The 21,054-nt window shown below is 67.0% G+C and carries 23 protein-coding genes; 7 read left to right on the forward strand and 16 right to left on the reverse strand.

The window, feature by feature from the left end; translation table 11 throughout:
- Positions 1 to 62 precede the first annotated feature (62 nt).
- Positions 63 to 512, reverse strand: coding sequence for a single-stranded DNA-binding protein (gene ssb, locus E5671_RS18670; protein WP_160505099.1), 450 nt, complete (start codon positions 510 to 512; stop codon positions 63 to 65).
- A 348-nt stretch (positions 513 to 860) separates the two neighbouring features.
- Between ssb and E5671_RS18675 the strand changes: the two genes are divergently transcribed.
- Positions 861 to 1,874 (forward strand): hypothetical protein, encoded by a 1,014-nt coding sequence (locus E5671_RS18675; protein ID WP_160505100.1) that lies wholly within the window; start codon positions 861 to 863, stop codon positions 1,872 to 1,874.
- Between the two features lie 14 nt (positions 1,875 to 1,888).
- Here the strand turns inward: E5671_RS18675 and E5671_RS18680 are convergent, their stop codons facing one another.
- The 9 genes from E5671_RS18680 to E5671_RS18720 form a co-directional block, all read right to left on the reverse strand.
- Entirely contained in the window at positions 1,889 to 2,089 is a 201-nt protein-coding gene (locus tag E5671_RS18680; RefSeq protein WP_160505101.1) for a hypothetical protein, read from the reverse strand.
- A gap of 23 nt (positions 2,090 to 2,112) precedes the next feature.
- Positions 2,113 to 2,568 carry a hypothetical protein gene (locus E5671_RS18685; protein ID WP_160505102.1) on the reverse strand — a complete coding sequence of 152 codons (456 nt, stop codon included), beginning with the start codon at positions 2,566 to 2,568 and terminating at the stop codon, positions 2,113 to 2,115.
- A gap of 179 nt (positions 2,569 to 2,747) precedes the next feature.
- The gene (gene traB, locus E5671_RS18690; protein ID WP_160510277.1) at positions 2,748 to 4,757 is read right to left on the reverse strand and encodes a plasmid transfer protein TraB; all 2,010 of its coding nucleotides are present in this window, start codon (positions 4,755 to 4,757) and stop codon (positions 2,748 to 2,750) included.
- A gap of 57 nt (positions 4,758 to 4,814) precedes the next feature.
- Positions 4,815 to 5,399, reverse strand: a complete 585-nt coding sequence (gene traA / locus E5671_RS18695) for a plasmid transfer protein TraA (protein ID WP_237330191.1) — start codon at positions 5,397 to 5,399, stop codon at positions 4,815 to 4,817.
- 17 nt (positions 5,400 to 5,416) lie between these two features.
- Positions 5,417 to 5,926, reverse strand: coding sequence for a hypothetical protein (locus E5671_RS18700; protein ID WP_160505103.1), 510 nt, complete (start codon positions 5,924 to 5,926; stop codon positions 5,417 to 5,419).
- Between the two features lie 45 nt (positions 5,927 to 5,971).
- Positions 5,972 to 6,355: an RRQRL motif-containing zinc-binding protein gene (locus E5671_RS18705; RefSeq protein WP_160505104.1), complete on the reverse strand. Its 384-nt coding sequence runs from the start codon at positions 6,353 to 6,355 to the stop codon at positions 5,972 to 5,974.
- Positions 6,355 to 7,362 carry a DUF2637 domain-containing protein gene (locus E5671_RS18710; protein WP_160505105.1) on the reverse strand — a complete coding sequence of 336 codons (1,008 nt, stop codon included), beginning with the start codon at positions 7,360 to 7,362 and terminating at the stop codon, positions 6,355 to 6,357. Before E5671_RS18710 ends, E5671_RS18705 begins: the two co-directional genes overlap by 1 nt.
- On the reverse strand, positions 7,359 to 7,643 hold the full coding sequence (locus tag E5671_RS18715) for a DUF6303 family protein (protein WP_160505106.1): 285 nt from the start codon (positions 7,641 to 7,643) through the stop codon (positions 7,359 to 7,361). The genes E5671_RS18710 and E5671_RS18715 overlap by 4 nt, the downstream gene beginning before the upstream one ends.
- Positions 7,643 to 7,969, reverse strand: a complete 327-nt coding sequence (locus E5671_RS18720) for a hypothetical protein (RefSeq protein WP_160505107.1) — start codon at positions 7,967 to 7,969, stop codon at positions 7,643 to 7,645. Before E5671_RS18720 ends, E5671_RS18715 begins: the two co-directional genes overlap by 1 nt.
- A 1,103-nt stretch (positions 7,970 to 9,072) precedes the next feature.
- Here E5671_RS18720 and E5671_RS18725 point away from each other — a divergent pair.
- Together E5671_RS18725 and E5671_RS18730 are read left to right on the forward strand one after the other, a co-directional pair.
- Complete coding sequence (locus E5671_RS18725) at positions 9,073 to 9,843, forward strand: helix-turn-helix domain-containing protein (protein WP_160505108.1); 771 nt, start codon at positions 9,073 to 9,075, stop codon at positions 9,841 to 9,843.
- A complete protein-coding gene (locus E5671_RS18730; RefSeq protein WP_160505109.1) occupies positions 9,840 to 10,313 on the forward strand; it encodes an NUDIX hydrolase in 474 nt (157 codons plus the stop codon). The genes E5671_RS18725 and E5671_RS18730 overlap by 4 nt, the downstream gene beginning before the upstream one ends.
- On the opposite strand, the gene E5671_RS18735 is transcribed toward E5671_RS18730, so the two are convergent.
- Positions 10,301 to 10,870, reverse strand: a complete 570-nt coding sequence (locus tag E5671_RS18735) for an HD domain-containing protein (RefSeq protein ID WP_202121175.1) — start codon at positions 10,868 to 10,870, stop codon at positions 10,301 to 10,303. The two genes, E5671_RS18730 and E5671_RS18735, sit on opposite strands and share 13 nt — an antisense overlap.
- 11 nt (positions 10,871 to 10,881) lie before the next feature.
- On the reverse strand, positions 10,882 to 11,328 hold the full coding sequence (locus tag E5671_RS18740; RefSeq protein ID WP_160505111.1) for a GntR family transcriptional regulator: 447 nt from the start codon (positions 11,326 to 11,328) through the stop codon (positions 10,882 to 10,884).
- Between the two features lie 403 nt (positions 11,329 to 11,731).
- Here E5671_RS18740 and E5671_RS18745 point away from each other — a divergent pair, with 403 nt between their 5' ends.
- Complete coding sequence (locus E5671_RS18745; RefSeq protein WP_160505112.1) at positions 11,732 to 12,658, forward strand: DUF4231 domain-containing protein; 927 nt, start codon at positions 11,732 to 11,734, stop codon at positions 12,656 to 12,658.
- The gene (locus tag E5671_RS18750) at positions 12,655 to 13,266 is read left to right on the forward strand and encodes a TIR domain-containing protein (protein WP_160505113.1); all 612 of its coding nucleotides are present in this window, start codon (positions 12,655 to 12,657) and stop codon (positions 13,264 to 13,266) included. The genes E5671_RS18745 and E5671_RS18750 overlap by 4 nt, the downstream gene beginning before the upstream one ends.
- 15 nt (positions 13,267 to 13,281) lie before the next feature.
- Here E5671_RS18750 and E5671_RS18755 read toward each other — a convergent pair whose 3' ends face one another.
- The 4 genes from E5671_RS18755 to E5671_RS18770 all read right to left on the reverse strand — a co-directional run bounded on the left by E5671_RS18755 (position 13,282) and on the right by E5671_RS18770 (position 19,159).
- Complete coding sequence (locus tag E5671_RS18755; RefSeq protein ID WP_160505114.1) at positions 13,282 to 14,232, reverse strand: toll/interleukin-1 receptor domain-containing protein; 951 nt, start codon at positions 14,230 to 14,232, stop codon at positions 13,282 to 13,284.
- Between the two features lie 373 nt (positions 14,233 to 14,605).
- Positions 14,606 to 16,426: a GMC oxidoreductase gene (locus tag E5671_RS18760; protein WP_160505115.1), complete on the reverse strand. Its 1,821-nt coding sequence runs from the start codon at positions 16,424 to 16,426 to the stop codon at positions 14,606 to 14,608.
- A 2-nt stretch (positions 16,427 to 16,428) separates the two neighbouring features.
- The gene (locus E5671_RS18765) at positions 16,429 to 18,372 is read right to left on the reverse strand and encodes an AMP-dependent synthetase/ligase (protein ID WP_160505116.1); all 1,944 of its coding nucleotides are present in this window, start codon (positions 18,370 to 18,372) and stop codon (positions 16,429 to 16,431) included.
- A gap of 124 nt (positions 18,373 to 18,496) precedes the next feature.
- Positions 18,497 to 19,159: a TetR family transcriptional regulator gene (locus E5671_RS18770; protein WP_160505117.1), complete on the reverse strand. Its 663-nt coding sequence runs from the start codon at positions 19,157 to 19,159 to the stop codon at positions 18,497 to 18,499.
- A gap of 69 nt (positions 19,160 to 19,228) precedes the next feature.
- Between E5671_RS18770 and E5671_RS18775 the strand changes: the two genes are divergently transcribed.
- Both E5671_RS18775 and E5671_RS18780 read left to right on the forward strand, forming a co-directional pair.
- Positions 19,229 to 19,699, forward strand: coding sequence for an SCP2 sterol-binding domain-containing protein (locus E5671_RS18775; protein WP_160505118.1), 471 nt, complete (start codon positions 19,229 to 19,231; stop codon positions 19,697 to 19,699).
- A gap of 38 nt (positions 19,700 to 19,737) precedes the next feature.
- Positions 19,738 to 20,985 (forward strand): acyl-CoA dehydrogenase family protein, encoded by a 1,248-nt coding sequence (locus tag E5671_RS18780; protein ID WP_160505119.1) that lies wholly within the window; start codon positions 19,738 to 19,740, stop codon positions 20,983 to 20,985.
- The last annotated feature ends 69 nt before the right edge of the window (positions 20,986 to 21,054 follow it).

Consider the following 21,054-nt stretch of genomic DNA (forward strand, 5'->3'; position numbering starts at 1 on the left):
GGGCAGGTGGACAAGGGCGGCCCCGCGACTTTGGCGAGACGAGGGGGCCGCCCTTGGCGTAGCTAGAACGGGGGCTTTTCGCTGAACTTCGAGTCGGTCGACGGCTGGTCGGTGGACCATGCGTCGCCGGACGCATCCGCGGCGGGCTGCCTGGCGTTGATGGCGACGGTGGTGAAGCGCAGTGAGGCGCCGATGTCGTCAATCTCCAGGGCGAGCATGGAGCGGTTCTCGCCCTCGGGGGTCTGCCAGTTGTGCTGCCGGATACGACCGGTGGCCACCACGCGCGAGCCCTTGGTCAGTGATTCGGCGACGTGCTCCGCGAGGGAGCGCCAGGCGGCGCAGCGGAAGAACGTGGACGTGCCGTCCTTCCACTGATTGGTGGTCTTGTCGAAGGTGCGCGGGGTGGCGGCGATGGTGAACTTGGCCAGCGCCGCACCGGAGTCGGTGAACTTAACCTCCGGGTCGGTGGTCAAGTTGCCGACGACGGTAATCGGGGTTTCTCCGAAGGACACAGGTCTCTCCCAGTCAATTGAGCGGGTTGGAGATACGCCGCTGTTGCTCCAAGCGTTGCGGCGTCGGTTGCGGCATGAGTTGCGGCAACTGTTGCGACACGTGTTGCGTACTGCCGTTCGGCGACGGGCACTTGCCGCAGGTCACCACACGTCTATTGGTGTGGTCGGGGGTCAGACATCCCCTCTGTAGCCGCCCTCCCAGTCCCACGGAAGAGAAAAGGTGGGGTGAGACGTGGCGGTCGGCGGCATCGGCGATCGGCGGTGCGCTTGGCTCATTGTCCGCCGGCGTGGCCGTGCCGCGCAGAAATGCGGCGGCGGGGTGTCAGTGGTGGCCGCTAGGGTCGCGGCATGCTGACCAACGTGGATCTTGTGCCGGGTCTGGTAACGACGCGTGACGCCATCGCGCAGGCCTTTGGCTGTGGGACGTTCCAGGGCATCGAGCCGGCCGCGGATGCAGGAAAGGTGTTCGTCTACTCCGATCCGTCCGCGGGTGAGGAGTACGGCTACACCTTCGACGGCCGGGCGGACGATGACGAGTTCGGAGCCTTGTACCTGTACACGGGCGCCGGCGCGAGGGGGGATCAGGTCGTCTCCGGGCGCAACAAGTCGCTGCGCTACCACGTCGAAGATGGCCGCGAGATCCATCTGTTCGTGGCGCATGGCAAGGTGCCGGGCAGCGGGGCCATGCAGCAGCGATACATCGGCCAGATGGTCGTTGACCCGGTGAAGGCGTTCGATGTCCGGCGGGGACCGGGCCGAGATGGCGTGATGCGGGACGTATTGGTCTTTCGCTTGCGTCCAGTCGAGGGCACGGAGCCGGCGTGGACAGAGGCGGACAACCTGCCGCCCGCTGGCGACACGCTGGTTGAGGTGACCGCACCGCCGGTTGTGCAGCCGGCGGCTGTGGTTCTTCCGCAGCAGACCGGGGTGAAGGCGAAGAAGGCCGAGCAGCACAGCACCTCGGAAACCGTCGCCGATATTCCTGCCGGGCAGCGGAAGGTGCTGCGTCGCGAGGGCGAGTTGGTGAAGGCGTTCAAGGCGCATCTGGCTGCTGCGGGACACGAGACCCATAGCTTCCAGATCACCATCAAGGGCGAGCCGGGAGCGCTCACCCCCGACCTGTACGACGTGCAGGATCACGTCTTGTACGAGGCCAAGGGGCTCACCACTCGGGCCAACGTACGGATGGCGATCGGGCAGTTGGCTGACTACCGTCGCTACGTTCCCCAGCCCGAGACGCTGCGGGTGGCGGTGCTGTTGCCGAGCGCTCCCACCCCTGACGTGCAGGAGCTCCTCGCGAAGGAGAACATCGCGCTCGTCTACCAGACCGACAGTGGGTTCTCCGGATGGCCGCTGGTCTGACGACGCGGTGGTGCTCACGCGCTGGCCTTCGCGGTGTCGGTGCGGATGACGGCGAAGGTGTCGTGGATCGCGTCGTAGTGGACGTGGACCGGGCCGGGAGCTTCCGCGCGGGCCTGGGTGGCGCGGCGGGTGGCCACGAGGGAGGCGCGGGGGTTGCCGGCGGGGTAGGCGTCGATGCGGATCGGGTGGTGTCCGGTGCAGTAGCGGCACGTCATGGCGCTACTCCTTCGAGGTGGGGTCAGCCGTAGAAGCGGTTGCGTTTGATGACGGCCTTGCGGATGTTGACCGTTGTCCCGCCGCCCGATCGGCTCGTGCCGAGGATCTGCACGGCGATGTAGCCGCCGAAGATGACCGCGGCCAGGATGATGAGCTGCTGGACGAAGGCAGCGAGCGCGGCGATGAACCCGGTGAGCAGGACCAGGCCGCCGCAGACCGCGGCGAAGCCGATCCCTCCGAGCGCGATGTTCACCGCGGTACGACTCACGGCCGGCTGCGCGAGCGGCGCGGGCGCGGGCGCCGCGGCCGGGGTGAGGGTGTAGCCGGTGGCAACCCGCCCGTCGGGGAGGACGATCGACTGCACCGCGGGCACGTGGCCCGGCTGCCCGGGCGCGAGCGCCGCCGCGTACGGCTCGGTCGGCGGGATCGGTATGGGGTGGTGGACTTCGACGGCCGTGGGCCGCTGCAGGTGGTCCATGAGGTCTCCCTCGAATCGGCCGCGGGCCCGCGCCAGGGGTGTGGCGCGGGCCCGCAGGGCTCGGGTGTCAGGGATGGGTGTCAGGGGTGTCAGGGCGGGGCGTCACGCGTTTGTGACACCGGTTTTGCCTAGGGGTTTGGGTGTCAGGGCGCCGTGACGGTGTCAGGCGGTGTCAGGTGTCAGGCGGCCGTCAGGGTCGGTTCCGGTTGGGGGACGATGCGCCACCGGCCGGTGGTGTTCGTCGCCTCCAACCGGCCCTCCAGGGCGGCGTCCTTGAGGCGGGCGGACACCCACGGGCGGGAGAAGTGGTTGCGGTCGCACCAGTCGATGAAGTCCTTCGGCCCGACGATCATCTGCCCGGCCCCCTCGAACTCCGCGAGCGCTTGCGCGAACAGCCGGCGGGCTTCCTCCGGGGAGGGCTTGTGGCCCTGCTCCTGCCCGAACAGCGGAGCATCGTCCCCCGGCTGGTTGTCGGGGAGTTCGACCTCGGGGTCGATGTCCTGGTCTTCGGGGTCCACCCCGGCTCGCGGCTCGTCGTCCAACGCGTCCTCTTCCACGTCCGGCCGGTCGACCGGCTCTTCATCGGTGGCGCGGCCGGTGTAGGCGCGTCCGGCGATGCTGGATGCCGCCCCGGCGGTGATGGGGTCGGCGGTGGCGCCGTTGCGCTGGGCCCAGCTGGCGAGCATCTCCATCACCGGCACGGCACGCGGGGTGAAGCGCTGCGTGCGGCCGGGCGAGGGGTAGCGGGCTTCATCGATGCCTGGCGTGACGACGTAGCAGTAGCCGGGGCGGCGGTTGCCCCAGGCGCCGGGGTGGGCGCCCGCGTCGATGACCGACTCCGGAAGGCTGAACCCCTCATCGCGCGGGTCGCAACCGAGCGCGATCGTGGAGGGCAGGGAGGCGCGGGTGCTGGTGGACATTTGGTCGTAGGAGGGCCGCTGAAGCGAGACGATCAGGGAGATCCCGGCGGAGCGGGCCTCCTGGGCGATGCCGGTGAACGCATCGTCTCCGAGCGCGCGCAGGGTGTTGGCGGCCTCCTCGAACCAGGCCACCAAGAACGGCATCCCCGCACAGCCGCACGCCCGACCATCCGACCGGCAGGAGCGCTCGGGGTCCTCCTGCACCGCAGCAGCCGCCGGTACCCACTGGCGGTAGCTGTGATCTCCCAGCCAGCGGGTGCGGGCGGGGATGACGCCTTGGATGGCTTCGACCATGACCTCGGTGTCGATGCCGCCCTCGACACCCCAGTCCAGACCCGGCCGCAGGGGGCCGAAGTCCTGGAAGGCCTTGGGGTCCGACAGCCACACGATGACATCGCGGCGGGAGAGGATCTCCGTCAGGAGGTTCAGCGCCGCGTCGCCCTTGCCTGATCCGGTGCCGCCCGCGATCAGGCCGTGGGTGGAGTTGCGGCCCACGTCCGGATCGCCGGGCAGCCACAGCAGCAGCGGAGCGCCATCGTCGTAGCGGCCGATGACCAGCGGATCGGCAATCGACCCACCAACGTTGGACGGCCCTTCCCACTCGATGACCTCGGAGAGCATGTCTTCGGGGACAATGACCAGTTCACCGCGGCGGGAGGAATCAGGGCTGGGGGTGTAGCGCACGGCGTTGGCCGGCAGATCCAGCGCGGACGCGATCAGCTTCAAGGCCTTGGTCACGTCGTCGTTGGTCTGCTCACCCTGCTCCACCGCGAGCGAGGCAGTGACCCGGTTTGGCTCCACCTTCGCGGCACCGATCTGAGCCTTGGCCAGTCCTACCTTCTCCAGCAGGCCCCCGTCTGAGCTTCCGCCGGACCCTTCGGGGTTGTGTCGCATGAGGATGCGCACGTTCCACGACAGGGCGACCGCGGGGCCGCCCATGAGATAGAGGTCATCGAGCGGTCCGGCGGTGGGGCCGGCCAGGCATGCGGCAGTGAGCCAGGCCGAGCCGAGCCCGGTAGTCAACGCGGTGTGCAGGCGGCGCTGCTTGCTGGTCGTCTTGCCGATCAGCCAGGCGCCGCCGGATAGGGCCACCGACGTGAGCGTGAGGCCGACTGCAGCCGGGGTGCTCTCGTCCCACCGCAGATGCCCCAAAGCGCCGGCCAGGCCGATGCCGCCCACGCCCAGCCACGGCGGGATGTGCGGCTTGGCCCGATGCAGCAGGAAGGCGCCCACGCCCCCGCCATCCGCATTGCCCCGCTGCATTTCCATCAGTTGCAGGAGCTGCTGTTGCTCGTTGTCTGCGCGCTTCATCATGGCTCTACCTCCTTACTGCTGGGCCCAGTTCATGACCGGCTGCTGCGGCCGGCGGGCGCGGTGACGGACACGGTTGATCTCTTCCTCGTACTCCTGCTGGAAAGTGGCGTAGGCGCCCGCGGCGTTCTTCGCCGCGTCTTTCAGGTCATCGGCCGCCTTGGTCAGCTTGCGGCTGACCTTGCGGGCGCGGATGCGGGAGCCGAACGCACGGCCCTCGGGGTCCGGCACCGACTCCAGAACGCTCTTGAGGATCTCCGCGGCCATGGCCACCTCGATCGACAGCGTCACCCCGGCGGCGCGCAGCGTGTTGCAGTAGTTGCGCACCTGCGCCGGGGAGTTGAACTCCGGAGCAGGCAACAGGGACTGCCCGTTCGAGCGGCCCCCGTTCGCCCGCGCGCCCCGGTTGTTGTTCACGGTGACGTTGATCGGCGGGACGAACGAGCCGCCCATCGCGCCCATGAAGCCGCCCGCGGCGGCGCCGGCGTTGGCGAACTTGTTGGACTTGTCGCCAGCACTGCCGTTGGTGTTGCCGCCGTACGGCTGCTGGGCCTGTCGGGTGCGGAAGTTGTGGACTCGGTTGCTTCCGTTGCGCGCCATCAGGCGATCTCCTCAGATCAGTGCGTACGGCGGACGATGAGCCAGGCGCTCTGCGCGACGATCAGGGTGAGCAGCCACAGCAGCTCCAGCGGGCCCGCGAGCGGCCCGAACGCTGCACCCAGCGCCAGCCACGCCGTCGCGGCGGTGGCGAGCAGAGCCAGGCCGATACGCCAGCCCAACACGCCCCGGTCGGCCGCCGGCCGGCGGCGCTGAGTGATCAGCAGCCACGCCAGCGGGCCCGCAGCGAGAGGGGCGAGCAGCAGGCCGGACCACCAGGCCAGCGTGTGCAGGACGGCCGTGACGGGCAGTGCCAGTACGGCGAGGGTGAGTGGGGCGAGCGCACGCCGGTGCTCCCACAGCAGTCGCCCCAGGAAGCCAGCGGCCTCGCGGGACAGGGACGGGCGGTCGGGCACGACCACGATGAACGGCTGAGCCGAGCGGCGCCGGCCACGCTGGCGCGGGATGCGGACGGTGGTCGCCCCGGCGGGCACCTTCACGCCGCGGCGGGTACGGGTACGACTGGACACAGCGAAACTCCTCGGGTGAGGGAAAGGGTTGGGGTGCTGTGCAGGTCAGGCGGTGGCACGCTGCGCGTCAGCGCACAGCACGCACATGCCGAGCGATGTCGGCAGGCAGTAGCTGTAGATCACGCCGCAGACCGGGCAGGTGCGCCGGGCGAGCATCGCCAGCGCGAGCGCACCGCACCGGCGCGAGGTCATCGGCCGTACCGGCTTCGCGCGGTCGATGCGGTAGAGGAAGGCCACCTTCGCCCCGGACTTACGGCCCCGGTGACGCAGCATGGCCTGAGCGACGATCGGCTGACCGCCCGGCCGCAGCCCCTTCGCACGCAGCTGCCGGCGGGTGGCAAGACCAGGCGGGGCGTAGCGCCACGGGTAGGTGGGAATCCCGTAGCGGGCGCCGGTGGGGTCGTAGCACTTGCTGTAGGCCGCGGGCATCAGACCAGCACCCCGTCAGTCTCGAAGGTCGGGTGGCCTGTGTCGCGCAGTTGCTGGTAGCGGGTGGCGACCCAGCCCACCGACCAGCCACACAGCTCCGCAGCGGATCGCACCGGAAGGCCCGCCTCGAACGCGGCCTGCACCGTGGCGCGGGCCCGCTCCTCGGGAACCTTCTCCATGGCGGGACCTGCGGCCAGCAGCGCGGCGCGTTCACGCTCGGCCCGCGCAGTGCGCTCGGCCTGTTCACGGCGTTCACGCTCCAACCGCTCGGCCCGCTCACGCTCGCGGCGCTCGGCCTCCTCGCGCTCACGGCGTTCACGCACTTGCTGGAGCTGTTCACGCTCGCGTTCAGCGCGTTCACGCTCGGCGCGCTCCGCCTGCTCGCGGGCCTGGTCCCGTTCGCGTTCCTCGCGGCGCGCCCGCTCCTCGCGCTCGGCCTGCTCGCGGACCAACCGGGCTTCGTGCTCGCGTTGTTCGCGCGCCAGCATCGCGGCGTGCTCGCGCTCCTCACGGGCCAGCCGCATAGCCGTCTCACGACGCTCGACAGCCGCCTTCTCCCGCGCCGCGCGCTCTGCCTGCTGGCGCTCCTGCAGCGCGGCCACCGCAGCAGCGATGGCGCGCCGGTAGGCGAGCCCGGTTTCCGCAGTGACGATCAGCAGCAAGGGTGCGACCGCGTGCACGGCCACGCCCACCAGGTCCTTGTTCAGTGCGGAGTCCGCGACGTTCAAGGCCAACGTCATGCAGCCGGTCATCCAGCGCAGGGCGATCGGCCACCGGCCGCCGTACCCTCCGAGCCGTGCCAGCACCGCATCGAGTCGGACCACGATGACCACCGCCGCGTCGACCACGAGGGGCAGGATGGGCGCCGTCCAGTCCCACTCGTCGGGCGTGTGCTCGGCCGCGAGGGGCGTGACGGTGAGGATCGAGTAGAGCATGGCGCCCGCGACGATCAGCCACGTGCCAATCGACAGCGCGCGCTCGGCTGAACGGATCTGAACGCTGTTCACGCCTCCACCTCCGCCCGTGAACGCACCCGCACCTCAGCGATCAGACCGACCGGCGAGGCGGGGTCACCGAAGGTCTCGCTGTACTCAGACCAGGACCACTCGCCACCGGGGACCGGCTCGAAACCGAGCCCGCTGAGCGCCTGCGTGCGGTCCGTGAACGTGGGAATCGGCGCGAGGCCGAAAGTGTGCTCCGGCCACGGGTCGGTGGTGTTCAGCAGCACCACATACAGCCGCCAGCGGCCGGCGCTCATGGACATCAGCGCGGTGAACTCCCGCGGCATCACGCCGCCACCGCCAGCCCCTGCACACAGCACACCGACGGCCGACGGCCCTTACGGGCCCGGCGGGGCCGCGCCGCCCGCTTCGGCAGGTCGCTCACCTTCAGCAGCTCCCTGGCGTACGCGGCAGCGATCGGGTCGACCTCCCGCAGCTCCGCGAGCACGTCGCGGGCCACGTCCAAGCGGGCCGCGCGGTCCTGCTCGGACTCCGTGGCCGTGCCGATGAACAGCTCCACATCGAACCCCGCCGAACGCTCAGCGAAGCCCAATGCCAGCTCCGCGAACTCGGCCGCGGTAACAGCGATATGACCAGCAACGATGCACTTCATGGGTCGTGCTCCTCTCAGACGGGAACGGCCCAAACAGCGGCCCCGGTGTTCGAGCACCGGGGCCGCACGCCGTTGGAGATAGGGGAACTCCCAGAACTCCCCACCGCCCCCGGCCGGACCGGCTCGGGGGCGTCTGGGCAGCACAGGGCTACGTCGTTCGCTCGTGCGCTCTTGCACCTGCGCGACCGTCCACGGGCTGGAATCCCAGGCGGTGGAACGGGAAGGGCTCGCACTCCACGGTGCGAACGTGCGGGTCCCAAAACCACTGGAACGGGAAGCTGGGCACGCGCACCTCCAGGGCGATGACGGCCCGGTGGTGTCCCTCGAAGACGAACACAAAACCGTCCCGCTCACGAACGCCCAAGAGCAGGGGTTCCAAGATTCCCTGCTCGGGGATCGAGGATCGAAGCTCTGCCAGCGTCCGGCGGTCCCGTCCGTGGCGCTCGTGGTAGCGGCGTGCACCGGCCCACGAAGAGAATTCCGCGGGCCGGACCAGGCCGGTGCGAAGTGCCGATGTCCGCATGCGGCCAGTCCAACGCCGCGTGCCAGCGTGTGCGGCCATGCTCATCAGCCCTTCCGCCTGCCGATGGTGGTGACCGGTTGTCCGCAGCGCTTGGCTCGCGGTCCGGGGATGGAACGGCGCCGCCATGCCGGTCAAATCACGGCCGCGCCCATCGCTTTCGTCGGCTCACTGCCACTCCTTCAAACCGTTGAACAGGGGATACGCACTGCAAGGGGGACCAAGTCCCCACCCTCCGGCCGTTGCTCGCGGTCACCGGGCCACCTCGCCAGTCAGGCCGAAGCCCTGATTTCTGGCCTTAGCGGGATTGCAGCGTCCCCGCCCTGTGCTCTTCATGCAGGTCAAGCCGTCGTGCATCCACACCCCGCTCGAAGCGGGACATGTATTACATGCCTCTCACCGTGGCAGATCAGTTCCGCGTCGTCAACCTTCGGATTGCTTGGAGTCGGAACTGCCGCCCTCGATCAGCGACATGACCAGCTTCGCAACGAAGTGCCGGACGTTGGACTCCGTGCATGTACGACTTGCATCCGACTCGCTAGGGTCGAAGTCGTCCCAGGGCGTCCCAGACGGGAGAAGTCGTATGGCGAACGAGAGGCTCCGCGGGGCGATCGTGGAGAGTGGCCTCAAGCTGGAGCAGGTGGCAGCACGTATCGGGGTATCCCCCAAGACCGTCGACCGTTGGATCTCCGAGCCAAACCGCAAGCCCTACAGGCGATTCCAGTACGCGGTGGCCTCGATGCTTCAGCGCGAAGTCTCGTACCTCTGGCCAGACGAACGGACCTCCGAGGAGGTCACCGCCTCCAGCGACTCGGAGGTGATGAAGCTCTACCCCCATCGCTCCGTCGTTCCGCCAGACACCTGGGCGAAGCTGTACGCCGACGCGACCACGCACTTCGACGTACTGGTCTACTCGGGATTTTGGCTGACCGAGGATGCACGGTTCCACCGACTCGTACGGGAGAAGTCAGCTGCCGGCGTGCCCGTGCGGTTCATGCTTGGCGACCCCGACAGCGCGGCCGTCGCCATCCGCGGCGGGGATGAGGGCATCGGAACAGCCATGGCAGGCAAAATTCGCAATGCCCTCATGAACTACGCGCCACTCTTCCGGCTGCCGAGCGTGGAGTTCAGACTCCACGACACGACTCTCTACAACTCCATCTATCGGGCGGACAACCAGCTGTTAGCGAATGGGCACGTCTACGGCGTTGGCGCATACATGGCGCCCGTACTCCACCTTCAGCGAATCCCCGGCGGTGAACTGTTCGACACGTACACAGAGAGCGTGGAGCGCGTGTGGGAAACCGCGCGACGAATCACTTCTCCCACCGACCTCAAAGGCGCCACAGCATGAGTCGTACCGACCACTTCCGCGACCCGAACGCTCCCGCCGCCAACTCGGTCGTACCGTCCGTCACTGCCGTTGTCCGCAACGCACAGGGAAGCATTCTGCTCATCCACAAGACCGACAACGGACTGTGGGCGCTGCCCGGCGGTGGCCACGACGTCGGGGAGAGCATCAAGCAGACAGTCGTACGGGAGGTAGACGAAGAGACCGGAATCGCAGTCGTCGTAGAGGACATCGTGGGGGTCTACACCGACCCACAGCACGTCATCGCCTACGACGATGGCGAAGTCCGACAGCAGTTCTCAATCTGCTTCCACGCCCGCCCTGTCGGCGGCAGTCTCCGGACCAGCTCCGAATCCAAAGAGGTCCGCTGGGTCTCCCCTGCGGACCTCGACGCATTGGACATTCACCCGTCCATGCGGCTCCGGGTCACCCATGGTCTCGACGACTCGCGGACCGCTCCCTACATCGGCTGATTCGCCTGCTCCAGGGACGAAAGACGCCCCTCCACGCGATGCACTGCCGCGTGAATCTCAGGGGCGGCCCTCTGGATGAAGCGACCCACAATCGTGTCTGCACCGTAGCGTCCTACGATCTCGGAAACCCGAGCGTCAGACGTCGTGTGACCGCCATCCGGCGTGGTCGTCATGTCGCAGAAGATCAGCGCGTCAACCAAATCAGGGCGCTCCAGCTCGAACTCGCCTTCGAGTTCCTCACGGAGCCCTCGCTCCTCCGCCTCCAGCAGCGCGCACGAGTGATGCGCCACGAGGCGGACGACTCGCTCGTCCACACCTTCCTGGTCACGGAGGAAGCGGGCCCCATCGAGCGGGTGGAAGCCGGTCGAGGCGATCCGGGGCGAATAGCCGACGTCATGGAGGACTGCCGCGGCCTCCATCAGGTCCGCATCGCCTCCCAGGATCGACTGAAGGGAACGGGCCCGCTCGGCAACTCCGAGGGAGTGCGACCAGCGTCGCGGCAGCGGTTCGGACAGCAGCGATTCGGCGAGACCGTAGGCGCGCTCAGTGAGATCCATGGTCCCCAAGGCTACGAGGCCCCCTGTCCTGTCGGGAGAGCGCGAACCTGCCGCCGGCGGTTAGGGCCCATCTCGATGAGCCCCCGGCCTTCCAACAACGCGAGCGCGGAGCGCACTGCCGTACGAGACACCCCGAACTCATCGCACAGCTCCTTCTCGGAAGGGAAGGGAGCTCCCACTTCGACACCCTCGCGCCGGAGGACGTCCGTCACCTTCTCCACGAGTGGTCGGCGGTCGCCAGTCCCTGTCACGAACCAGCCGGCGCCCTGGACAGACTCGATGACACCATCGGTCTTCAGCGTCTTGAGCGCGCGGCCGATCGTGGAGCGACCCACACCGAAGGTGCGCATCAGCTCCGCTTCGGAAGGGAGCGCATCGCTGATCTTGCCTTTCTCGATCTTCTGTCGCAGAGACTCCGAGATCTGCAAGTACGTACCTCGCGGACTGGCCTGCGGCACGTAGCCCTCCCCTGATGGTCGTTGGTGGTAGCTCTTCGCTGACGTATCGCCGCTTCCAGCTTCGCATGCGGCGGCTTTTGCACAGAGGCTTCCGACCAGCGCTGGAACCCAACTCAACCAGCCACACGCCAGGCATGGGGGTGGCCCGGAGTGAGCGGACAGCTCCGCCATTGGGCACCGTAGGCCCAGCGACGGTGGACTCGTAGGTCTGACAAGGAGGCCTAGGGCAGAACTAGACACGTCGACACCAGACGGGTAAACAAGCTCGCGATGAGAAGTTCTCTTGCTCGCAAGCCCATAAGCCGAGGACTCGAAGTGGCCGTTAGGCCAACGTCTCAGGCGCCCGGCAGGCGGGATAGGCCATCCCGTGCAACCACCCAATCACCCACAAATCGGAGCGCGAGTGACACAGCTTCAATACGGCCTTGGCAACGATGACCTCCCGGATGTTCAGCGCTCTGCAGACACCACCTCGATGGAGGGGCAGAAGAGCTATTTGCGCTGGACTAAATTCCGCCTTCAATTCGTGGTGGCTGCCGCTATAGCTGGTGCGCTCACTATCAGCTTGGATAGCGAGTGGCAGAAACAGGCCCTCACAGGATCTTCACTTGCACTCTTCCTGCTGGCTCTCATGTCAGAGATCATCCTTCTAAATTTCCACCCCGAAGACACGTGGTATCACGGTCGAGCCGTCGCAGAATCAGTAAAAACACTGGCGTGGAAATTTTCGGTATGCGCCGACCCATTTCCTGCTGACAGCACCTTCGAAGACGCCAAACGCCTCTTTCATCAACAACTTAGCGATATCGTAGCCGAGTCGCATATTCTCGCAGACTATAGCTCTTCTGGAACACAGCAAGTGAGCCACAGAATGACAGTCCTGCGAGGTGCAACTCTGGCTGAACGAAAGGCGGCATACGCCCGAGACCGAGTCGAGGATCAGCGGTCATGGTATTCACGGAAAGCAAAGGAGAATGAAAGTAGCGCTTTCAAATGGCGAGTTACTCTCGTGTGTGCAGAGATGCTTGGCGCACTGAGTGCAATCTTGAGCCTACTCAGCATTGCACCACTCGACGCGGGAAGCGCGCTAGCAGCGGGGGTGGCAGCCGGCGGCGCATGGATCGAGGTCAAGCAATTTGACACCCTTTCCAACGCTTACGCACTCACAGCAACTGAACTTGCGCTTGTGAGTGCTGCAGCGGAACAAGCCACCGACGAAGGATCGTGGTCAAAGTATGTGAATTCTGCCGAGCAGGCCATCAGTAGGGAACACACCATGTGGTTGGCACGTCGCGTCCGCACGCGGCTGCCAAGGAGGAGGGAACCATGAGCACGACGAATCAGGCAATCGCCAACGAGTTGGCGCGGCGTGAGTTGCGCAGGATTTCAGAATCCTATGCAGCCTCGAAAGGCTCTGCAAGTCGGCATAAATGCTTCCTCAGCTACCACGGAGCAAACGCAACTGAGGTACTTGATTTCGTCAATCGTTTCGAGAATGTCTTCATCCCTCGGGTAATCGGAATTACCGAAGACGACCCAGCAATACAAAGCGAAAACTCCGAGTACATTATGGACACGATTCGGGAGAAGTATCTATCCGACTCCACCGTGACCATACTCATGGTCGGTGCCTGTACCTGGTCTCGAAAGATTGTAGATTGGGAGATCTACAGTTCCCTTCGTCGGGACAGGGTAAATCGACTTAATGGCGTAATGGGGATCCGGCTTCCCAGCACTGCCGGGCAGAGGCCAAAGATTTTGGGTCGATTTAACGATAACCTCGGTGAACCAGAAAGCTACGCACGCTACTGGAGCTATCCCGACAACGCCCAAGCCTTGCAGACGTGCATTCAAGATGCCTTCGATGCGCGGTCCGACCGTGCGAGCCACATCGTCAACACGCTTCCCCGTATGACTCGCAACTCGGCATGCCCATGAACCGCACCTACGGCTTCACAGGCCCGTTAGACGGTCACCTATGTACTGAAGGGCCAAGGGCAGCTTACCAAGTGGCTTTACTGACGAAATGCCAATGTTCCCTTGCGCAAGCGTGAGGATGATCGTAGTGAGGCCGCGATCCAGATTTATTATCTGCGGGTACGGGATGAACTGCACCGACTTGCTTCCCGAATACGGGACGTAAATTACCCTGCGATGAGTCAATGCCGCTAGCGCGCGACTCGACCCCTGGTCGCTCTTAAGAGTGGCGACCTCCTTATCAACCCACAGGTTGCACAAAAACATGAGAGCAACCTCTTCGTCTGGATCCAGATTATCTGTTAGACGATCAAGCTGCCCCCTGCGAAACCCAGGCTGAATGAACGGGTTGTTACGGTGCTGAAGTTTACTGAAGTCGAATAGCAACCTGTACTGTCGATCCATTTCTGCAAAACGAATGGTTCTCCCTCTCTCCAGGCGTTTTGCAGGATCGTCCCCCCAGTCCCCAGAGTCGACGGATGTAATCGCACTGACCAACCTGCGCATGTCGTCTTCGAAGGTGCCAGATGTCAGCGTCAAAGCGTTCTTGTCACGAATCCGCCCCAAGCTGGAGGGGATTTCTTGCACCGAAGGAAGTTGAGCCCCTTGCAGTAGAACAGGAATCACTCTTATCCCGCTGTCGAGCGCGGTCTCAACTTCCTGGCGAACCCAATCATTCTTATCCGAAATTCTTGAGCGGCCCTCAGCAGCCCCTGTCCAGTCCGCACCAATCAAAGCAATCAGCACGTCACAAGCTGCAATCGCCTGCACTATGACTTTGGGAAAGTCCACCCCAGGATCCAGGGACCTCACGTCCATGAACACATGGGAGGAGCCAAAATACTGTGCCAGCCGGTCACGCAACCAACCTGCATACGGATCACTGTGTCCGTGCCGGTAACTTACGAAGATTTTCTTTTGGTCCAAGGTGGAAAATCACCTCTAGTGAATAGCGCCAACTCGCTTGAACCCAGAGTAGACGCCTTGAACTCGGCGTGCATAGAATTTTGCTGACTGCAACCATACATTCGAATATGTTCGACTTTTTGGTGTCACACAAGAACCTTGAGCAACTCCATTAACGGCCAGACGACAGCGACGCCCCGCGGAACGAGGTCTTCCGGTGAATGTACGGTGACGCGCCAGCAATCGGGGCCGTCACTTCCCTCTCCGCCGCAGGTCAACCGGGCAGGGCATGAGAACAGACCGTCTCTCTTCTAAGCGCTTGGCCGCAGGTTCGAGTCCTGCCGGGGGCGCGCAGATTTTTCTTGGCGGGGCTTCCTAGGCGGGCCCGCCGCCCCTACTCCGGTAGCCGCAGTTCCCCGTGCGCGCCCTTCGGGACCGTTGGGGTGTTTGGAGGGATCGGGCGTACGCGGGTGTATCCGTTCGTCTGTGGTGGGCGGGGGTCCTGGGAGCCCTTGTTGGGCCAGTGCGCCATCGCTCGTTCGGCCTGGGCTGTGATCGTGAGTGAGGGGTTCACGCCCAGGTTCGCTGAGATCGCTGCGCCGTCCACCACCGAGATGCCCGGGTGGCCGTACAGGCGGTGGTAGGGGTCGATCACTCCCCTGTCCGGTGAGTCGCCTATCGGGCAGCCGCCCAGGAAGTGGGCCGTGAGGGGCTTGTTGAGGAGTTCGCCCAAGTTCGTGCCCGCGTAGCCGTTGATTCTGTCGGCCACCAGGCCCGCCGCCTCCCAGCCCTCCTCGATGTGCACCGGGTTGGGTGCGCCGTGGCCCTGTTCCGCCGTCAGCAGGCCGCGGCGGCCCAGGCGTGTGGTGAGGGAGTTGTCGTGGGTCTGCATGACCAGGCCGATGATCGTGCGCTCCGACCAGCGGTGTGTCGATGCCACCCGTGCCACCAGTACGGGGTGGGTGAGGAAGGCCAGCACGGCCGCCAGCGGCTTGGGGAGGTTGCGGCTGTACTGCGGGACGCAGATCAGCGCCATCAGGTTGGAGCCCTTGCCGTAGCGGACGTTCTCGATGTGGGTGGTGGGGTTCGGGTGGATGGAGGACGTGATGGCCACGCCCCGCGTGAAGTCCAGGGGGCGGCCGGCGCCGTGCTTCTTGCGGTAGCGGCGCGGGAAGGTCACCGCGCCCACCAGCGCCTCGGAGTTGGTGCGGGTCAGCCTGCCGAGACGGTCGGAAAGGCCTGGCAGGACTCCCTCGTCCTTCATGCGGTGCAGGAGGGTCTGGGTGCCGTACGTCCCCGCCGCGAGGACGACGTGGCGGGCCCGCAGGACCGTGCCGCCTCCCCTCCGACCGCCCTTTCGTCCCCTACGGCGTCCACCCGTAGGGACCGTCACCACCTCGTGGCCCCCGGCGACCTCGCGCACCGACACCACCGTCGTCATCGCACGGATCTCCGCGCCCGCCCGCTCGGCCAGGTAGAGGTAGTTCTCGGTGAGTGTGTTCTTGGCGCCGACCTTGCAGCCCGTCATGCACGACCCGCACTCGGTGCACGCCGCCCGCGCGGGCCCTGCCCCGCCGAAATACGGATCGGGAACTTCCGTGCGCTGTCCGGCCGTTGAAGGACTGGTGCCGGTGGCGCCACCGGCACCGCCAGCCCCCGCGCCCCCCGCATCCGCCCCGTCCCCGAAGAACACCCCCACCGGCGTCAGCCTGAATGTGTCCGCCACTCCCATCCGGTCCGCCGCCGCCCGCAGATGTTCGTCCGCCTCGGTCGTGGTCGGGTTCTGGCGTACGCCGAGCATGCGCCGGGCCTGGTCGTAGTAAGGGGCCAGTTCCGTCTGCCAGTCCGTGATGCCCGCCCACTGCTTGTCCTGGAAGAAGGCGGGCGGCGGCACGTAGAGGGTGTTCGCGTAGTTGAGCGACCCGCCGCCCACCCCTGCGCCCGCGAGGACCATCACGTTGCGCAGGAGGTGGATGCGCTGGATGCCGTAGAGGCCGAGGGCCGGCGCCCACAGGTAGTTCCTCAGGTCCCAGGAGTCCGTGGGGAGCGTCTCGCGGGTGAAGCGGCGGCCCGCCTCCAGGACGCCGACGCGGTAGCCCTTCTCCGTCAGGCGCAGGGCGGCGACCGAACCGCCGAAGCCGGAGCCGACCACCAGTACGTCGAAGTCGTACGCCTCGTCGTCGCTGTCGAAGTCGTACGCCTCGTCGTCGCTCACGCTCACCGTGCGGACTCGCCGTAGAGCGCCTCGATCTCGTCCGCGTACGCCGCCGTCACCGCATGCCGTTTGATCTTCAGCGATGGCGTGAGCAGCCCGTTGTCCTCGGTGAACTCACCCTCTACGACGGCGAATGTGCGGATGGACTCGGCCCGTGAGACGGCCGTGTTGGCGTAGTCCACGGCCTTCTGGACCTCCGCGATCATCTTCGGGTCCCTGCACAGCTCGGCGAGCGGGGTGTCCTTCGGGCGCTTGCGCACGGCGAGCCAGTGCTCGACGGCCTCCGGGTCCAGCGTGATGAGCGCCGCGACGTACGCACGGTTGTCGCCGACGACGATGCACTGCCCGACCGGCGCACGGCTGCGCAGCCGATCCTCCAGGATCGCCGGGGAGACGTTCTTGCCCCCGGACGTGACGATGATGTCCTTCTTGCGCCCGGTGATCGTGAGGTAGCCGTCCTCGTCCAGCGCCCCCAGGTCACCCGTCGCGAACCACTCGTCCCGCAGCACCGCGTCCGTCGCGGCCGGGTTGTTCCAGTACGAGCCGAAGACGATGCCGCCCTTGATGAGCACCTCGCCGTCGTCCGCGATCCGCACCGCGGTGCCCGGCACCGGCGTCCCCACCGTGCCGGGGCGGGGCTTCAGCGGTGGCGTGATGGTCGCGGCGGCCGTGGTCTCCGTCAGGCCGTAGCCCTCGTAGATGATGATCCCGGCGGCGTAGAAGAAGAGGTTGAGGCGCCGGTCGAGGGGCGAGCCGCCGCTGATCGCGTAGCGCAGCCTGCCGCCGACCTCCTTGCGGATGCGGCGGTAGACCAGCAGTTCGTACAGCGCCCAGCCGAGGTAGAGCCCGAGGGAAGGACCGGGGCCGCGCGTGCCCTTGCCCGCATCGAGGAACTTGTTCAGATACGCCTCCCCGAACCGCACCGCGATCCCCTCGGCCCGGTCGAAGGACGCGCCGCGCCCGATCTTCTCCGCGGTCGCGCGCCCCGTGTCGTGGATCTTCTCGAAGAGGTACGGGACGCCGACGACGAACGTCGGCCTGAAAGCCCGCAGTTCGGGCCTCAGTTCGTCCGGCTTGATGCTCGGGCAGTGGCCGAGTTCGATGCGGGCGAGCATGCAGGCGATCTGGATGGTGCGGCCAAGGATGTGGGCGAGCGGCAGGAAGAGGAGCGTGGAGGCGACCTGCCCGGTGATCTCCTTGAAGATGGGGTGCAGCAGGTCGACCGTGTTCGCGGCCTCGGCGTGCAGATTGCCGTGGGTGAGGACGCAGCCCTTGGGCTTGCCGGTCGTGCCGGACGTGTAGCAGATGGTGGCGACGGATTCCGGGGTGAGGGCGGCCCGCCGCTTGGTCACCTCCTCATCGGGCAACTCCCGGCCCTGGGAGGCTAGTTCGAAGAGCGCGCCGTCGTCGACGCAGAGGATGCGCGGCGGCTCGGTGAGGCCCCCGACCGCCGTCTCGGCAGTCGTGACGTTCTCCTCCGTCTCCGCGATCAGCAGCGTCGCGCCGGAGTCCCGCACGATCCACTCGATCTGTTCCGCCGCCGACGTCGCGTACACGGGCACGGTCTGCCCGCCCGCCGCCCAGATCGCGAAGTCCAGCACGGCCCACTCGTACCGCGTACGGGACATCAGCGCGACCCGGCCGCCCGGCTGGAGCCCGGCCGCGATCAACCCCTTTGCCGTGGCGGTGACTTCGCGCGCGAAGGTCGCCGCGGTGACCGGCCGCCACTGATCGCCCTGCTTGCGGCGCAGGACGACCGCGTCGGGCGCCTCGGCGGCGTTGGTGAAGGGGATGTCGGCGGTGCTGCCCGCGGTGGCCTTCGCCGCGAGCCGGGGCGTACGCGCCTCGCGCACGACGCCGTGCTCGTCCCGGACGATCTCCACCGGGGCACGCTCCCCCAGCTCGCTGTGGCGTTGCGCCCGTTTCAGATCCTTGCGTACGCCCATGACGGCTCCCGGCTACCCAGCTGACATGCGGAGGTGATGCGGTGCGTACTTACTGGGAGGTCAACTTACTCAAGCGTAGGAAAAGTTCAATGGGTCGGGCAGACAAGAAGTCGGCCGGCCGGGCTCACTCGGGCGAAGGAACCCAGACCTCCCCTTCGAGCACCCGCCCCATCCCCACCCACACCATGTTCATCAGCCGCAGAGTGACCCCCTCCGGCGACTGGCCGGGGTGGCCGCCCATCCAGTCGGTGAGCGAGTCCGCCGCGCCCACCAGCGCGTGCGCGACGAAGTCGGCGTCCTCGTCGTCCAGTCGAGAGCCGCCGGGGCTCTCCGCGATGCCGTCCCGGACCAGGCCCGCGACCTGCGCCATCACCGCACGCCGCGCGTCGGCCACGGCGGTCGCGATCGCCTCGCTCAGCTCCGAGGCCTGGCGGTGCAGGACGACCCAGCTGTCGCGGTGCTCGGCGACGAAGACGAAGAACGCCGAGAGGCCCGCGTGCAGGCGCAGTTCGGGCGCGCCGCCCCCGGCCCGCGCCGCGTCCTGGAAGGCGGCGACCAGGCGGTCGGCCTCGCGCCGCAGGCAGGCGAGGAAGAGCCCCTCCTTGGAGTCGAGGTAGAGATAGACCATCGGCTTGGAGATGCCGGCCAGTTCGGCGATCTCGTCCACGGACGCGGCGTGATAGCCGCGCTTGGCGAAGACCGTCACCGCCACATCGATGATCTGCTGTTCGCGCTCCTGGCGCGGAACGCGCCGACGCCGTCCCTCAGTTCTCCCGTTGACCGTCACCCTTGCAGCCTCCCAGACTCGGGGCTACCTTACCCCTTAGTAAGTTTACTCTTGAGTAAGGAGATTGCCATGGCGGACGGCATCGGCGGCGCTGACGGCCTGGCCGGACTCGACTTCGCGAGCGTCACCCCCGAGGAGTTCGCGAAGATCGTGAAGGGGTTTTCCGGCAAGGAGATCACCGAGATCGCCCAGAACGCGGAGTTGCGCGCCCGCGTCCTGCAAGAGGTGTTCGGGCGGATGGGCCGGCAGTTCAAGCCGGAGTCCGCGGGCACCGTCAAGGCGCTGATCCGCTGGAAGATCACGGGCGTCGACGAGGCGGTCTACGAGACGGACATCTCGGAGGGCACCTGCACCGTCCGCGAGGGCCGCTCGGACGCCGAGCCGCGCGTCACACTCGTCATGGCCGACCCCGAGTTCCTCAAGCTGGTCTCCGGCAACGCGAGCCCCGTGACGATGTTCATGATGCGCAAGATCAAGATCGCGGGCGATGTGGCGTTCGCCGCCGGTCTGACCCGCTACTTCGACATCCCGAAGGCCTGACCCCAAAGCCTGAGCCGACTTCCGGAAGGGAACACACGATGGCCTTCTCGCTCGAACTGACCGAGGAACAACGGGACCTGCGCGGCTGGGTGCACGGCTTCGCCGCCGACGTGGTGCGGCCGGCCGCCGCCGAGTGGGACGAGCGCGAGGAGACTCCCTGGCCCGTCATCCAGGAGGCCGCCAAGATCGGGCTGTACGGGTTCGAGTCCCTGGCCGACCTCTTCGGCGACCCCAGCGGACTCTCGCTGCAGATCGCCAACGAGGAGCTGTTCTGGGGCGACGCGGGCATCGGTATGGCCCTGTTCGGTACGTCGCTCGCGGTGGCCGGGATCTTCTCGGCGGGCACGCCCGACCAGCTCGCCGAGTGGGTGCCGCAGTGCTTCGGTGACGAGGACGACCCCAAGGTCGCGGCGTTCTGCGTCTCCGAGCCCGACGCGGGCTCCGACGTGTCGGCGATGCGGACCCGCGCGACCTACGACGAGGCACGCGACGAGTGGACCCTGTCGGGCCAGAAGGCGTGGATCACGAACGGCGGCATCGCCAACGTCCATGTGGTGGTCGCGTCCGTCGATCCGGCCCTCGGCTCGCGAGGGCAGGCGGCGTTCATCGTGCCGCCCGGCACGCGGGGCCTCGAAGGCGCCAAGAAGATAAGGAAGTTGGGGCTGCGGGCCTCGCACACCGCGGATGTGTTCCTGGACGACGTACGCGTGCCTGGGCACTGCCTGCTCGGCGGCAAGGAGCGTCTCGACGCCCGGCTCGCGCGCGCCCGCGAGGGGACGAAGGCGGGTTCCGGGGGCGGCGCGAAGGCCGGTTCCGGAGGCCGCGGGCAAGCGGCGATGGCGACCTTCGAGGTGAGCCGCCCGACCGTGGGGGCGCAGGCGCTCGGCATCGCGCGGGCCGCGTACGAATACGCGCTCGACTACGCGGGCTCCCGGGTCGCCTTCGGCCGCCCCATCATCGAGAACCAGTCCATCGCCTTCGCGCTCGCCGATCTGCGGACCGAGATCGAAGCCGTGCGGCTGCTGATCTGGCAGGCGGCGTGGATGGCGCGGAACGACAAGGCGTTCGACGCGGGGCAGGGCTCGATGGCCAAGCTGCGCGCGGGTGAGCTGGCCGTTTCGGCGACCGAGAAGGCGGTGCAGGTGCTGGGGGGTGCGGGGTACAGCAGGGAGCATCCGGTGGAGCGGATGTACCGGGACGCGAAGATCTACACGATCTTCGAGGGGACGAGTGAGATCCAGCGTCTGGTGATCGCCCGGGCCATCTCCGGGCGGCAGATCCGCTGAGGGGGCGGGCCGCGGGCCCGAAGCCGTGCGTACCGCAGACGTACCCCGTGCGCACCGCAGCTCACCGGC

Source organism: Streptomyces sp. BA2, from assembly GCF_009769735.1.
Classification (GTDB): Bacteria; Actinomycetota; Actinomycetes; order Streptomycetales; family Streptomycetaceae; genus Streptomyces.

Excerpts from the sequence above, each read along its gene's own strand:
- E5671_RS18675 (WP_160505100.1), top strand. The coding sequence starts at position 861 with ATGCTGACCAACGTGGATCTTGTGCCGGGTCTGGTAACGACGCGTGAC.
- E5671_RS18680 (WP_160505101.1), bottom strand. The coding sequence starts at position 2,089 with ATGACGTGCCGCTACTGCACCGGACACCACCCGATCCGCATCGACGCC.
- E5671_RS18685 (WP_160505102.1), bottom strand. The coding sequence starts at position 2,568 with ATGGACCACCTGCAGCGGCCCACGGCCGTCGAAGTCCACCACCCCATA.
- traB (WP_160510277.1), bottom strand. The coding sequence starts at position 4,757 with ATGGAAATGCAGCGGGGCAATGCGGATGGCGGGGGCGTGGGCGCCTTC.
- traA (WP_237330191.1), bottom strand. The coding sequence starts at position 5,399 with ATGGCGCGCAACGGAAGCAACCGAGTCCACAACTTCCGCACCCGACAG.
- E5671_RS18705 (WP_160505104.1), bottom strand. The coding sequence starts at position 6,355 with ATGCCCGCGGCCTACAGCAAGTGCTACGACCCCACCGGCGCCCGCTAC.
- E5671_RS18715 (WP_160505106.1), bottom strand. The coding sequence starts at position 7,643 with ATGCCGCGGGAGTTCACCGCGCTGATGTCCATGAGCGCCGGCCGCTGG.
- E5671_RS18720 (WP_160505107.1), bottom strand. The coding sequence starts at position 7,969 with ATGAAGTGCATCGTTGCTGGTCATATCGCTGTTACCGCGGCCGAGTTC.
- E5671_RS18725 (WP_160505108.1), top strand. The coding sequence starts at position 9,073 with ATGGCGAACGAGAGGCTCCGCGGGGCGATCGTGGAGAGTGGCCTCAAG.
- E5671_RS18730 (WP_160505109.1), top strand. The coding sequence starts at position 9,840 with ATGAGTCGTACCGACCACTTCCGCGACCCGAACGCTCCCGCCGCCAAC.
- E5671_RS18735 (WP_202121175.1), bottom strand. The coding sequence starts at position 10,870 with ATGGATCTCACTGAGCGCGCCTACGGTCTCGCCGAATCGCTGCTGTCC.
- E5671_RS18750 (WP_160505113.1), top strand. The coding sequence starts at position 12,655 with ATGAGCACGACGAATCAGGCAATCGCCAACGAGTTGGCGCGGCGTGAG.
- E5671_RS18765 (WP_160505116.1), bottom strand. The coding sequence starts at position 18,372 with ATGGGCGTACGCAAGGATCTGAAACGGGCGCAACGCCACAGCGAGCTG.
- E5671_RS18775 (WP_160505118.1), top strand. The coding sequence starts at position 19,229 with ATGGCGGACGGCATCGGCGGCGCTGACGGCCTGGCCGGACTCGACTTC.
- E5671_RS18780 (WP_160505119.1), top strand. The coding sequence starts at position 19,738 with ATGGCCTTCTCGCTCGAACTGACCGAGGAACAACGGGACCTGCGCGGC.